The following is a 13,411-nucleotide window of genomic DNA, read 5'->3' as shown; positions in this document are numbered from 1 at the left end:
CGCACCCCACCACATCCGGCGCAACCCCACCGCATCCGGCGCGATCACGGAGAACTCCGCCGGGCAGCGATGAGTATGCCGTCGCCCACAGGTCTACCTGTCGACCAGGACAACGATTCGGGAGCAAGACATGGGCCTCATCCACATCGAGCTGTTCGCGACCCTCGACCTCGTCGGGCAGGCGCCCGGCGGCCCCGAGGAGGACCCGGAGGGGTTCCCGTTCGGCGGCTGGCAGGCGCCTTTGATGGACGAGGCCGCCGGGGCACAGATCATGGCCGCGTACGAGGGGACGGACGCCCTCCTGCTCGGCCGGCGGACGTACGACATCTTCGCCGCCTACTGGCCGCACCAGGAGGGCGGCGAGGACAACGAGATCGCCGCCCTCTTCAACCGCGTCCCGAAGTACGTGGCATCCCGGGGCAGGCCCGACCTGTCGTGGGCCGGGTCCACGCAGCTCGGCCCGGATCTGGCCGGCGCGGTGCGCGAGATCCGTGACAAGCACGAGAACGTGAAGGTCGTCGGGAGCCTGAACCTGGTGCAGACCCTTCTGCGCGAGAAGCTCTTCGACCGTCTCGACCTCTGGGTGCACCCGATCGTGCTCGGCGTCGGGAAGAAGGTGTTCGACGGCGGCGCGGTGCCCACGAACATCACCCTCCTCGAACCGCCGGCCGCCGGCGCGAAGGGCACCGTGTACCTGCGCTACGGACTCGCCGACGGCACTCCCGGGACGGGGGACATGAGCGCACCCGATCGCGGTGCCGGGGGCGACGACTGAAGCCGCCCCGCGCCAGGGCCGTCCCGTGCCGAGTGGGTTCGTGCCGGGTGGTTTCGTGCCGTCGGCGTCGCCGCAGGTGCGGCTCAGGAGACGGCGACCACCACGTTGAACCACGGGGTGCTGAGCGACCTCAGCGGCGAGTCCAGCTTCTGGAGGTTGAGGCGGTAGGCGCCCGCCGGCAGCACCCCGCCGCCGGGCAGCTGCGCCAGGGGCAGATAGCGCCCGTCGGCCGCACCGGCACGGTTGTACGTCCACACACCCGCCGAGGTGTGCATGATCGTGTAAGCCCCCCTGCTCAGCGAGGGGTTGACGGCGGACCTCCGGGTCGCGTCCAGGGCGAAGGAGGCGCCCGCATACGACGGGACGCGCGCGGGCCGGGTGAGCGTGAAGCTGAAGTACCGGTGGGCGTATCCGGCGCCGGACGTGAGCGGCGGGCAGTTGACCGCGACGACGGTCCGCCCGGTCACGTTCCCCAGGAAGACGGGGTTGCTGTAGGAGCCCGAGCCGAGCAGCCGACGGCAGTCGTACCGGTACGTCGCCGCCGACGCCGGCGGAGCGGCCACCAGTACCGTCGCGGCCGCGGTGACCAGGGCGGCCGCGACGACGCCCACCCGGCGCGACAGCCGTCCGAGCGTCCTGTCGACGAGTGTCATGAGCAAGTCTCCCCCTGTGCGGGGCCCGGGGTCCCGGACCGCGGTGAACACGGGCGCGCGACGGCACGCCCGTTCGCCCGGCGCGGCTCGTACGAGCGACCGCGCCGAGCGGATCCGGCGCCGAATCTAGAGCCGCGGTCAGCCGTCCGGCGGGTGGTGACCGATGCAGGGACGGAAAAGATCACCGATGACGGTGCGTGGGAGGAACGGCGCACCGGGAGACGCGGGATGATCGCGCGGGCTCTCTCCCGGAGTTCGGTACAGGCGGCCCCCGGGGCGCGAGAAGACCCGGCTACGCTCGACCCTTCGGCCCAGGCATACTCAGGCTCTGCGCGCGCACCGGCGTTCGCGCGAGGAGAAGAGGGAGGTGGGCGATGGTGTCGACACCGGGGGCCGAGCCCCGGAAGATCACGATCAACGACGTGGCCAGGTCCGCCGGGGTGTCCCGACAGACCGTGTCGCGGGCGCTCAACGACAAGGGCGAGATCGACGGCGACACCAAGCAGCGCGTGCTCGACGCGGCGCGCGCGCTCGGCTACCGCCCCAGCCGATTCGCCCGAGGCCTGGTCCGCCAGGACACCATGACCATCGGGCTGGTCATCCCCGACCTGCTCAACCCGTTCTTCACCGAGGTCGCCGCCGCCGCCCTGGAGGCGGCCAGATCCCGCGGCTGGCACGTGGTCGTGTACGACACCGCGGACCGGGCGGAGGAGGAACGCGGCACACTCCAGGTGATCACCTCGCAGGTGGACGCCGTCATCGGCTACTTCAGCTGCTCCGAGAGCGAGCTGGAGTCGTACACCCGGGGCATGCCGGTGGTGCTCATCGGGCGTGAGGGCCGCAGCACGCGGTTCAGCTCGATCCGCATCGACGGGGAGCGGGGCGTTCACGCCGCGGTCGCGCACCTGGTGGCGCAGGGGCACAGCCGGATCGGCATGCTGGACCACCACACCCGGGCCGAGCCGAGCATCCGGCACGACTGGTTCACGGCGGCGGCACAGGAACACGGGATCGACGCCGGACTGGTGGTCGGTGCCGACCAGACGGCCGACGGGGGAGGGGCGGCGCTCAGAACCCTGCTCGCCGCTCATCCCGAGGTCACCGCGGTCTTCACCTTCAACGACATCATCGCCATCGGCGCGCTTCGAGAGGCGCGTCGGCTCGGCAGGACCGTGCCGCGGGACCTGGCGGTGATCGGCTTCGACGGCCTCCAGCTCGGAGCACTCGTCGAACCCCCACTGTCCAGCGTCGCCCTGGACACGCGAAGGCTCGGGGCGCTGGCCATCGAGCAGGTCGCGCGTCTGCTGGCGGGGCTGGACACACCGGCGGCCGACGACCTGGTCGTCCACGCGGAACTGCATCTCTGCGGGTCGGCCTGACGTCACGACGGGCATCCGTCTCCCATGTCTTGACATGGCTCCGCGCCTGAGCGCAAACTTCCGAGGATTCCGCCCCGCACGTCGAGATCCACTTTCAGGAATCCTGTAGGCAGTCCCGTGAGCGCTCCCGTGAACGTTCACGGGAGCGCTCACGGGACAGTCGGGGAGCCGCACGCCAACCAGCAGAACAAGTCGCACAGCAAGCCGCACACAAGGGATTGCCAATCCCCTCCACCCAGAAGGCGTCCCGCCGGAGGGTTCAGCATCGAGCCGCCTAGCACCGTCGCTAGTCGTTGTCTGGAACGGAAAACATGAGCAACACAGTCACGCGCATGCGCCTCGCCGTCGTCGCCATGGCCGCCAGTGCCGTCGTCCTCGCCGGGTGTTCGTCGCCCGGGTCGGGCGACACGACGTCCGCCGCGTCCTGCGAGCCCGCCGAGGGCAAGGTCACGCTCCAGTACTGGAACACCGTTCCGGGCATGGACAAGGTCGTCGACCTGTGGAACAAGAAGAACCCCGACATCGAGGTCGAGACGAAGAACATCTCCAACGACCAGTACGGCACCCTCGGCAACGCCCTCAAGGCGGGCAAGGCCCCGGACCTCGCCCAGGTCGGCTACGACGAACTGCCCAACCTGCGCACCCAGAGCGCCTTCGTGGACGCCTCCGCCTGCGAGGCCGCCACCGCCGCCAAGTCGAAGTTCGTACCCTGGACCTGGTCGCAGACCAGCTTCGGCGGCAGCGGCGTGTTCGCCCTCCCCCAGGACACGGGCCCGATGGCGCTCTACGTGCGCAGCGACATCTTCGAGAAGCACGGCATCGCGATCCCCACGACCTGGGACGAGTACGCGGCGGCCGCCCAGAAGCTGCACAAGGCGGACTCCGGCGTCACCATCACGTTCTTCGACCCGAACAACGCCGAGTGGTTCAACGGGCTGCTCTGGCAGAACAGCGCCGAGATGTACAGCTACTCCGGCGACAAGTGGCACGTCGACATCGAGTCCGACCGGAGCAGGCAGGTCGCCGACTACTGGCAGAAGCTGATCTCCGACAAGCTCGTGCGCACCGACCTCGCCAACGGCTCGACGCAGATGTACGCCGCGTACCAGCAGGATCAGGTCGCCAGCTACGTCGGCGCCGCCTGGGGCTACAGCATGTTCCGCGACAACCTGCCCAAGCAGACCGGCAAGTGGGCCATCGTGCCGATGCCGAAGTGGGGCGCGAACGGCGCGTCCGGCGACTGGGGCGGATCGACCGTCGCGTTCATGAAGGGCAGCAAGCACCTCTACGAGTCGGTCGCGTTCAACACCTGGCTGAACACCGACCCCGAGGCGCTCGCCCTGGAGAACGAGCTGGGCGGTCTCTACCCGGCGGCCGACGCCGGTCTTCGGCTCCCCGCGCTGTCCAAGGGCGTGCCGTACTACGACAACCAGAAGATCTTCGACGTGTTCGCCGACTCGTCCAAGAACATCGACACCGGTTTCACCTGGGGCCCGACCCAGAAGACGGTGAACCTCGCCCTCCAGGACGCGATGGCCAAGGCCGCCGCCGGTGACGGCACCCTCGACGACGCGCTGGCGGCCGCTCAGGCCGCCGCGCTGAAGTCGATGAAGGACCAGGCGATCCCGGTCACGGCGGGCAAGTGACCGACCGATGACCGACATCGCAACCCGCGCGACCCGTGCGGTGACGTCGACCGGGAGCCGCCGCCTCAACGGCGGTGGCCCCCGGGCGGGCATCATCACCGCGTTCCTGATCCCGTTCTTCCTCCCGTTCGTGCTGTTCTACCTGGTTCCGGTCGGCTACGCGCTCTGGCAGAGCTTCCGCGTCGTACGACGCAGCGGCGGGCAGTACGGCACCTCGTACACGGCCTTCGGCGGCTTCGAGCACTACCGGCAGGTCTTCCAGAACACCGAGTTCTGGTCCAGCATCGGCCGCATCGGCCTGTTCGGCGTCGTGCAGGTGCCGGTCATGCTGTTCGTCGCCCTCGTCATGGCGCTGCTGCTGGACACCCCCCTGCTGAAGCTCAAGTCGGTCTTCCGCATCACCGCGTTCATGCCGTACGCCGTGCCCGGGGTCATCGCCGCGATCATGTGGTCGTACCTCTACTCGCCGCAGCTGAGCCCCGTCGTCGACCTGCTGAACGGCGTCGGGCTCCAGCCCGACTTCCTCGGCCCGGGCGCCGTGCTGTGGTCGGCGGCGAACGTCTCCACCTGGCTGTGGACCGGCTACAACATGCTGATCATGTACTCGGCCCTCCAGGCGATCCCGCAGGAGCTGTACGAGGCCGCCGAGCTCGACGGCGCCGGCAACTGGTCGATCGCGTGGCGGATCAAGGTCCCGATCATCGCCCCGTCGATCGTCCTGACCACCGTGTTCTCGATCATCGGAACCCTGCAGCTCTACGCCGAGCCGGCCGTGCTGCGACAGATCTCGTCGAACATCTCCAGCACGTTCACGCCGAACATGCTCGCGTACGCGGTGGCCTCCGGGAACAACTACCAGCAGGCCGCGGCGATCTCCGTGGTCATCGCCGTCATCACCTTCGTCCTGAGCTTCGGTTTCATGCGACTGACCGCGAAGAAGGCGGGACTGTGAGCACCCCATCCGTGAACCGTGAGAGCCGTGCCGGCCGCACCGCGGCCATGGCCCTGATGTTCCTCCTGGCCGTCTACTTCCTGCTGCCGATCTACTTCCTGATCGTCGCGGCCACGAAGCCGCAGGGAGACCTCGCCGCCACCAACGGGCTGACGTTCTCGCACTTCGACCTGTTCGAGAACCTGCGGATCCTGTTCACCCGCAGCGACGGCATCTTCGGCCGTTGGGCCGTGAACACCGTGATCTACGCCGTGCTCGGCGCGGCCGTCGGCACCCTGGTCTCCGCGCTGTGCGGCTACGCGCTCGCCAAGTTCCGCTTCCGCGGCCGGGAGTTCCTGTTCTCCGTCGTCCTCGGCGGCGTCCTCGTTCCCACCACCGCGCTCGCGCTCCCGCTGTTCCTGCTGTTCTCGGCCACCGGCATCGTCAACACCTACCTCGCGGTGTTCCTGCCCAGCATCGTCAGCCCGTTCGGCGTCTACCTCGCCCGGATCTTCGCCCACGCCGCCGTCCCCCAGGAGCTGATCGAGTCGGCACGCCTGGACGGCGCCGGCGAGTTCCGCACCTTCTTCTCGGTGGCGTTCAAACTCATGGCACCGGCGCTGGTGACCATCTTCCTGTTCCAGTTCGTCGCCATCTGGAACAACTTCTTCCTGCCGATGGTGATGCTGCAGAAGGAGTCCCTCTTCCCGATCACCCTCGGCCTGTACCAGTGGAACGGCCAGACCGCCCGCGCCCCGCTGCTCCAGGAGTCCGTGATCACCGGCTCGCTGGTGTCGATCGTGCCCGTGATCATCCTGTTCGTCGTCCTCCAGCGGTTCTGGCGCACCGGACTCGCCGCAGGCTCCCTCAAGTAAGCGCGCGCCCCGCCCCGCCACCAGCACAGAAAGTCCACGTCGCCATGCAGAACCCCGCCGTCTTCGTCCCCCATTTCCACTGGGACCGCGAGTGGTACGAGCCCTACCAGGTGTTCCGGCACCGGCTCGTCGCCGCCCTCGACTCCGTGCTGGAGACGGCCGAGGCGAACCCGGACTTCCGGTTCACCGTCGACGGGCAGATGGCCGCGATCGAGGACTACCTGGAGATGCGCCCGGACCACCGCGAGCGCCTCGCGGCCCTGGTCGCCGACGGACGCCTCGCCGTCGGACCGTGGCTCATCCTCCTCGACGAGTTCCTCTGCTCCGGCGAGACGATCGTGCGCAACCTCCAGATGGGGTGGGCGGCCGCGGCGGAACTCGGCGGCGCGATGCCCGTCGGCTATCTGCCCGACATGTTCGGCCACATCGCGCAGATGCCGCAGATCCTGGCCCGCGCCGGCATCCGGCACGCGGCACTGTGGCGCGGCGTGCCCGGCGCCGTCGACGGCCACGCCTTCCGCTGGCGCGCCCCCGACGGCTCCGAGGTGCGCACCGAGTTCCTCTTCGACGGCTACGACAACGGCCTCGACGTCCTGCTGGTGCCCGACCGGGTCGGCCGCGCGCTCGGCGAGTACGCGGAGATGACGGCCGAGCGGTGGGGCGGCGACTCGGTGCTCGCGATGGCCGGCACCGACCACGACGCGCCGGACCCGCGTCTCGCGGACTGGCTGCGGCGCGCGTCGGGTGAGGGGCGCGCCATCACCATGGCCACGCTCGACGAGTACCTCCGGGAGCACGTCCGGGACGAGGTGTCCGCCGTCGTCACCGGTGAGCTGCGCAGCCATGTGCGCGGCAACATCCTCCCGGGCGTGCTCTCCGTGCGGCTCGGGCTCAAGCAGCGGATGGCCGTCGCCGAGCGCACGGTGGACCACGCCGAGCGCATGAACGCGCTGTGGTCCCGACGCGACGACACGCCGTTCCTCGCACTCGCCTGGCACAAGATCATCGAGTCGACCGCGCACGACTCGGTCGTCGGATCCGGCACGGACGAGACCTGCGACCAGGTCGCCGCACGGCTCGCCGAAGCCGCGCAGACGGCACGGGCCGTGCGGGACGCGGCGCTCGCCGAAGCGGCCGCCCCGGTGCCGAGCGACGGCCACCTGGTGGCCAATCCGCTGCCGTTCGACCGCACGGCACTCGTCGAGGTGGACGTCGTGGCCCCGAACGAGGGAGCCGCACCGGTCGCGGTCGGACCCGACGGCCGGACCCACCCCGTCCAGCTCGTCTCCGAGGCGCCGACCGTGCTCGGCGACGAGCGCATGGACGCCTCGCAGCTCGAACGCGTCCTGCGCCGCATCCACCGCCGCGAACTCTTCGGCCGGCTGATCGACCGCTACGAACTCACCCCCGGAGCACTGGTCTTCCACCTCGCCGAGGTACCGGCCGACGGCCCCTTCGACCTGCTGACCCTGCGTCTCGAGGTCGCCGCCGCGGCCGCCGCGCATCCGGGGGAGTGGCGGGTCCTGACGCTGGCGGAGGCCCGCGCCACCGCACTCGTACGCGTGCGCGTTCCCGCCTCGGGGCTGGCCGGCTTCCGGGTCGAGGCGAGCGGTCCCGCCTGTGCCACGGCGCCGTCGCCCCCGCCCGCGACGGCCACGGACCGCACCTTGGCGAACGGACTGGTCGAGGTCACGGTCGCCGCCGACGGCACCCTGGACCTGACCGGGCCGGACGGCACCGTGCTGTACGGCGTCGGCCGCCTCGTCGACGGCGGTGACCGCGGCGACAGCTACAACTACGCGCCCCCGGCGCAGGACGTCCTGGTCTCCGAGCCGACGGAGATCACCGTCGAACTCCTCGAGACCGGCCCGCTGCGTTCCCGGCTGCGCGTCACCCGCGTCTACGCGTGGCCCGCCGCGCTCTCCGACGACCGCGACGTGCGCGCCGGACGAACCGTGGCGACACCGGTGGAGACCCTCGTGGAGGTGCGTGCCGGCGAGCCGTTCGTGCGCGTCTCGACGTCCTTCCTGAACCGGTCCGCCGACCACCGGCTGCGCTTCCACGTGCCGCTGCCCGAACCCGTGACCACGTCCGCCGCCGCCGGACAGTTCGCCGTCACCGAGCGCGGGCTCACCGCCGAGGGAGGCTGGGGCGAGTACCCGCTGCCGACCTTCCCGGCGGGCACGTTCGTGACGGCCGGCGCCGCCACCGTCCTGCTCGACCACTCCGTCGAGTACGAACTCGTCGGCGACGGCCGCGAACTCGCCGTCACCCTGCTGCGCGCGATCGGCTCGATCAGCGTCAACCTGCACCCCCTGCGGGACGAACCCGCGGCGAGCGAGATCCCCGTCCCGGGTGCGCAGGACCTCGGCATGCGCATCGAGAACCGGTTCGCCGTCGTCCCCTCGGCGGCCGGCTGGCAGGGCGCGCACGCGGTCGCCCTCGCCGAGGAGTTCCGCAACGACGTCCTCGTCACCCGTGGCACCGCGCCCGGTGGCACCCCCCTGCCCCCGGACAGGGCCGGGCTGCGGGTCGAGGGCGAGGACGTCCTGGTGTCCGGCGTCCGCCGTGTCGACGACGACGAGCGCGGGCCCGGCACCGAGGTGCGGCTGGCCGCGATGAGCGACACCGCGTCGACCGTGCGGGTGACGGGGACGTTCACCGAGGTCACCACCGTGGACCTGCTCGGCCGTCCGCTCTCCCGCACCCGGGTCGCGGACGACCTCCGCCTCGCCCTCGGACCCTGGGAGATCCGCACCGTCGTACTCCGGTAGCCCGCCCGCACAGCCCGTACCACTCGTACCGCCTGTATCCGGGTCGGCGACCCCCGCCGGTCCCCGGTCTCCGTTCGTCACCAAGAAAGAGTCGTGACCTCTTGCTCTCCGAGTTCTCCCCCCATGTTTCGGACCTCGCACCGGGGCGTGGCGCGCTCCGCCCGGCGCGCTCGTGGCTGCGCTCCGACGCGCCCTCCCTCTCGCTGAACGGGCCCTGGCGGTTCCGGCTGTCGCCCACGGCGTCCGTGGCGGAGGACTTCGCGGCCGAGGACTTCGACGACCAGGGCTGGGACGACCTGCCCGTGCCCTCCCACTGGGTGCTCGAGGGCGACGGGGCCCACGGCCGTCCGATCTACACGAACATCCAGTTCCCGTTCCCCATCGACCCGCCGCACGTCCCGGACGAGAACCCCACCGGCGACCACCGCCGCCACTTCGACCTGCCCGCCGACTGGTCGGACGCCGAGCGGGTCGTCCTGCGCTTCGACGGCGTCGAGTCGCTCTTCCGGGTGTGGGTGAACGGGGTGGAGACCGGCAGCGCCTCCGGCAGCCGGCTCGCCCACGAGTTCGACGTGACGTCCGCGGTCCGCCCGGGCGACAACGTCGTCGCCGTACGGGTGCACCAGTGGTCGGCGGCCAGTTACGTCGAGGACCAGGACCAGTGGTGGCTGCCGGGAATCTTCCGCGACGTCACCCTGATCGCCCGGCCGGCCGGCGGCCTGGAGGACGTCTGGCTGCGGACCGGGTTCGCCGACGGGCACGGCCGGGTCGACGCCGAGATCACCGCGGGGCCGACGGCCTACCCGGTCACCCTGCGCATCCCCGAACTCGGCGTCGAGCGCACCTGGTCCGCCCCGGCCGAGGTGACCCCCTTCGACATCGCCGACGTGGAACCCTGGTCGGCCGAGCGGCCGCGCCTGTACGACGTGACCGTGTCGACGGCCGCCGAGACCGTCACCCTGCGGGCGGGCTTCCGCACGGTCGAGATCCGCGGCGACCGGTTCCTCGTCAACGGCCGTCGCGTCGTGTTCCACGGAGTGAACCGCCACGAGACCCATCCGCTGCGCGGCCGGGTCTTCGACGAGGAGCACGCCCGCGAGGACCTGGCCCGCATGAAGCGGTTCAACGTGAACGCGATCCGCACCAGCCACTACCCGCCGCACCCGCGCCTGCTCGACCTCGCCGACGAACTCGGGTTCTGGGTCGTCCTCGAATGCGACCTCGAGACGCACGGCTTCGAGAAGCTGGACTGGGTCGGCAACCCCAGCGACGACCCGGCCTGGCGCGCGGCGTACCTCGACCGCATCGAGCGCACCGTCGAACGCGACAAGAACCACCCCAGCATCGTGATCTGGTCGCTCGGCAACGAGGCGGGCACCGGCAGCAACCTCGCCGCCATGTCGGCGTGGGTCCACGCCCGCGACGCCGAACGCCTCGTGCACTACGAGGGCGACTACACCGGCGAGTACACCGACGTCTACTCGCGCATGTACGCCTCGGTGCCCGAGACCGAGCAGATCGGCACCGACGGATCCCGCTTTCCGCTGCTCCACTGCACTCCCGCCCAGGGCGCCCGGCAGCGCACGAGGCCGTTCCTGCTGTGCGAGTACGCCCACGCGATGGGCAACGGGCCGGGGGCGTTCGACCAGTACGAGGCGCTGGTCCACGAACACCCGCGGCTGCACGGCGGCTTCGTCTGGGAGTGGCGCGACCACGGCATCCTGACCACCACCTCGGACGGGACCCCTTACTACGCGTACGGCGGCGACTTCGGGGAGGTCGTGCACGACGGCAACTTCGTCATGGACGGCATGCTGTTGAGCGACGACGTGCCGACGCCGAGCCTTCACGAGTTCAAGGCCGTCGTCCAGCCGATCCGCTTCACCTTCGACGGCGACCAGGTGGCGATCACGAACCTGCGGCACACCTCCGACACGTCCGACCTGCGCTTCCGCTGGCGCGTCGAGCACGACGGGACGCCGGTCGACGCCGGCGACCTGGACGTCCCCGCCATCGCGGCGGGCGACTCCGGACGGGTGGCGCTGCCGACGATCGCGGTGGCGCGGGACGCCGAGACCTGGTTCACCGTCGAGGCGGTGACGGCGGCCGGAACCCCTTGGGCGGACGAAGGGCATGTGCTCGCAACCGCCCAGCTGGACCGCTCACTTCACCGTCCCGTACGCGCCGTGCGCCGCCGGACCGGCTGGCGGCCCGGCGACGGAACGCTGACGCTGGGCCGTGCCGAGTTCGTCGACGGATCCCTCACGCGCCTCGGCGGCCGCGAGGCGACGGGTCCGCGGCTGGAACTGTTCCGTGCGCCGACCGACAACGACGAAGGCGCGTGGGGCGACGTCGGGGAGAGCGACGCGAACATCGCCGGGGTGTCCAACGCCGAGCTGTGGCGGCGCGACGGCCTCGACCGGCTGACCACACGCCGGGTGTCGGTGGAGCGCGCCACCGGGGCCCTGCGCACGGTCGACAAGGTCTCCGCGGCGAACTCCGGATCGTGGGTGACGGTCGAGTCCGTCTGGTCGCTGGAGGGCGACGAGGTGGAACTGCGGGTGGAGATCGAGCCGTCGCGCGGGTGGAACACGGTGTGGCCGCGGATCGGGATCGGCTTCGGCCTGCCCGACGGCGACACTCCCGTCGACGGCGCCGAGTGGTTCGGCCTCGGCCCGTTCGAGTCCTACCCCGACAGCCTGCGCGCGGCGCGCGCGGGCCGCTTCTCCGCCACGGTCCGCGATCTGGCGGTCGACTACGCGCGTCCCCAGGAGACCGGACACCGCTCCGCACTGCGCCGGTTGACGCTGACGAGCGCCGACACCGAAGTGCTGCGCATCGAGGCGCTCCCCGACACACACGGACGCCGCCCCGGCTTCACCCTCAGCCGGCACACCCCCCAGGAGATCGCCCGAGCGGCGCATCCGTTCGAACTGCCGAGTTCGACGACGAGCCACCTGATCGTCGACGCCGCCCAGCACGGGCTCGGCTCGCGCGCGTGCGGCCCGGACGTGTGGCCCGAGTTCGCCCTCCGCCCGGAAGCCCGCACGATCAGGCTGCGCATCTCCTGATCCGCCCCCAGGGCCGCGCCGCACGAAGGCCCCGTGCGGCGCAGCCGGGAAGGGCCGTCGTGCACCCGAGCCGTCCCGACCCGGGCCCGATCCTCTGATGCTCCTCAAGTTCCTTGGCAGAAGCGGAAGCTGACGGCAAGGTGATCCGCATGACGGGAATCGCGGGGCTCAACAAGAAGCACAACTTCGTGCTGACGATCCGGGACGCGGACGTGGTCGCCGCGGCACTGCGCCAGGCGCTTGCCGAGGCACCGCCCGAGGAGCGCCCGGGACTGGAACGCGCCGCCGCGCTCGTGGCGTCCAGCGCCGCCACCGAAGAGACACGGCTGCGCGCCCGCTGGGTCCGCTCGCGTCTCGACGCCGTCGGCTTCCAGGGGGACATCACCTCGGTCGCGGCGGTGAAGGCGCTGCGCAAGGCGGAGCCGAAACTGAGCCTGCTGGCCGCGGTGCAGCTCCAGCGGGAGGCGGCGGCCCACCCGGAGTGAACCGGCCCGCCGCCCCTGCTGCCGGGGTCACCAGGGGACGACCCCGTCGTCCTCGAAGAACGAACCGGTCGGGCCGCCGTCGGGCAACGTGGCGAGCCGGATCGCGGTGACCGCGCCCTGCTCGGGAGTGCGGGGCCCGTGGAAGCCGGTGAAGTCGGTCGCGACCAGGCCCGGGCAGGCGGCGTTGATCAGGATGTTCGTACCGGCGAACTGCCGGGCGTACTGCACGGTGACGGCGTTGAGGAACGACTTCGACGGCGAGTAGGCCGCCATGACGGGGCCGATCTCGATGTCCGGGTCCGCCTGCCGGGTCAGGGAGCCGACGGCACTGGAGATGTTGACGATGCGGGGCGACGCCGAGCGCCGCAGCAGCGGCAGCATCGCGTTGGTCACCCGGATGACACCGATGACGTTGGTCTCCACGACCGTGCGGACCACGTCGAGGTCGAGCGTGGTCGGGTCCTGTACCCACCCCGGGCCCGCCTCTCCCGAGATGCCGGCGTTGTTGACCAGGACGTCCAGCCGCCCGGCCTGCCGTTCGAGCAGTTCCGCGGCGTCGGTGACACTCCGGCCGCTGGTGACGTCCAGCGGTACCCCGAACGCGTCCACTCCGGCGGCGCGCAGCTTTTCCACCGCGGTCGCGCGCCGGGCACCGTCGCGGGCGCCCACACCCACGCGGTATCCGAGGGCGCCCAGCCCGGTGGCGATCTCGTACCCGATTCCCTTGTTCGCGCCGGTCACCAGCGCGGTCTTCGTTTCGCTCATGCCGCTGATGCTCGCTCGCGGACGAGCGGTGCGGCCAACACCGATACGGTGCTCTGT

10 protein-coding genes are annotated in these 13,411 nt (G+C 71.0%); 8 read left to right on the top strand and 2 right to left on the bottom strand.

The genetic code is table 11. From position 1 onward, the window contains the following. Nucleotides 1–130: 130 nt before the first annotated feature. Nucleotides 131–775 (top strand): dihydrofolate reductase family protein, encoded by a 645-nt coding sequence (locus ABT070_RS31260; RefSeq protein WP_351765464.1) that lies wholly within the window; start codon nucleotides 131–133, stop codon nucleotides 773–775. Nucleotides 776–858: 83 nt separating this feature from the next. Here the strand turns inward: ABT070_RS31260 and ABT070_RS31255 are convergent, their stop codons facing one another. Next, the gene (locus ABT070_RS31255; protein WP_351765462.1) at nucleotides 859–1,428 is read right to left on the bottom strand and encodes a hypothetical protein; all 570 of its coding nucleotides are present in this window, start codon (nucleotides 1,426–1,428) and stop codon (nucleotides 859–861) included. 374 nt (nucleotides 1,429–1,802) lie between these two features. On the opposite strand from ABT070_RS31255, the gene ABT070_RS31250 reads away from it, so the two are divergent. The 7 genes from ABT070_RS31250 to ABT070_RS31220 all read left to right on the top strand — a co-directional run bounded on the left by ABT070_RS31250 (nucleotide 1,803) and on the right by ABT070_RS31220 (nucleotide 12,589). Next, nucleotides 1,803–2,807 (top strand): LacI family DNA-binding transcriptional regulator, encoded by a 1,005-nt coding sequence (locus ABT070_RS31250; protein WP_351765460.1) that lies wholly within the window; start codon nucleotides 1,803–1,805, stop codon nucleotides 2,805–2,807. A gap of 311 nt (nucleotides 2,808–3,118) precedes the next feature. After that, nucleotides 3,119–4,453 (top strand): ABC transporter substrate-binding protein, encoded by a 1,335-nt coding sequence (locus ABT070_RS31245; RefSeq protein WP_351765458.1) that lies wholly within the window; start codon nucleotides 3,119–3,121, stop codon nucleotides 4,451–4,453. 7 nt (nucleotides 4,454–4,460) lie between these two features. Next, on the top strand, nucleotides 4,461–5,405 hold the full coding sequence (locus ABT070_RS31240) for a carbohydrate ABC transporter permease (protein WP_351765456.1): 945 nt from the start codon (nucleotides 4,461–4,463) through the stop codon (nucleotides 5,403–5,405). Continuing rightward, complete coding sequence (locus ABT070_RS31235) at nucleotides 5,402–6,259, top strand: carbohydrate ABC transporter permease (protein WP_351765455.1); 858 nt, start codon at nucleotides 5,402–5,404, stop codon at nucleotides 6,257–6,259. The genes ABT070_RS31240 and ABT070_RS31235 overlap by 4 nt, the downstream gene beginning before the upstream one ends. 44 nt (nucleotides 6,260–6,303) lie before the next feature. Further along, nucleotides 6,304–9,033 carry a glycoside hydrolase family 38 N-terminal domain-containing protein gene (locus ABT070_RS31230; protein WP_351765453.1) on the top strand — a complete coding sequence of 910 codons (2,730 nt, stop codon included), beginning with the start codon at nucleotides 6,304–6,306 and terminating at the stop codon, nucleotides 9,031–9,033. A 101-nt stretch (nucleotides 9,034–9,134) separates the two neighbouring features. Continuing rightward, on the top strand, nucleotides 9,135–12,104 hold the full coding sequence (locus ABT070_RS31225; protein ID WP_351765451.1) for a glycoside hydrolase family 2 TIM barrel-domain containing protein: 2,970 nt from the start codon (nucleotides 9,135–9,137) through the stop codon (nucleotides 12,102–12,104). Between the two features lie 149 nt (nucleotides 12,105–12,253). Further along, nucleotides 12,254–12,589, top strand: a complete 336-nt coding sequence (locus ABT070_RS31220) for a hypothetical protein (RefSeq protein ID WP_351765450.1) — start codon at nucleotides 12,254–12,256, stop codon at nucleotides 12,587–12,589. A 27-nt stretch (nucleotides 12,590–12,616) separates the two neighbouring features. Here ABT070_RS31220 and ABT070_RS31215 read toward each other — a convergent pair whose 3' ends face one another. Beyond that, nucleotides 12,617–13,354, bottom strand: a complete 738-nt coding sequence (locus ABT070_RS31215) for an SDR family oxidoreductase (protein ID WP_351765448.1) — start codon at nucleotides 13,352–13,354, stop codon at nucleotides 12,617–12,619. Nucleotides 13,355–13,411 lie beyond the last annotated feature (57 nt).

It is taken from the genome of Streptomyces sp. NPDC002884, assembly GCF_040295245.1.
In the GTDB taxonomy this organism is placed as follows: Bacteria; Actinomycetota; Actinomycetes; order Streptomycetales; family Streptomycetaceae; genus Streptomyces.
This window is presented reverse-complemented; position numbering and strand designations above follow the sequence as displayed.

Coding starts and splice junctions, on each gene's coding strand:
- ABT070_RS31260 (WP_351765464.1), top strand. CDS start 131: ATGGGCCTCATCCACATCGAGCTGTTCGCGACCCTCGACCTCGTCGGG.
- ABT070_RS31255 (WP_351765462.1), bottom strand. CDS start 1,428: ATGACACTCGTCGACAGGACGCTCGGACGGCTGTCGCGCCGGGTGGGC.
- ABT070_RS31250 (WP_351765460.1), top strand. CDS start 1,803: ATGGTGTCGACACCGGGGGCCGAGCCCCGGAAGATCACGATCAACGAC.
- ABT070_RS31245 (WP_351765458.1), top strand. CDS start 3,119: ATGAGCAACACAGTCACGCGCATGCGCCTCGCCGTCGTCGCCATGGCC.
- ABT070_RS31240 (WP_351765456.1), top strand. CDS start 4,461: ATGACCGACATCGCAACCCGCGCGACCCGTGCGGTGACGTCGACCGGG.
- ABT070_RS31230 (WP_351765453.1), top strand. CDS start 6,304: ATGCAGAACCCCGCCGTCTTCGTCCCCCATTTCCACTGGGACCGCGAG.
- ABT070_RS31220 (WP_351765450.1), top strand. CDS start 12,254: ATGACGGGAATCGCGGGGCTCAACAAGAAGCACAACTTCGTGCTGACG.
- ABT070_RS31215 (WP_351765448.1), bottom strand. CDS start 13,354: ATGAGCGAAACGAAGACCGCGCTGGTGACCGGCGCGAACAAGGGAATC.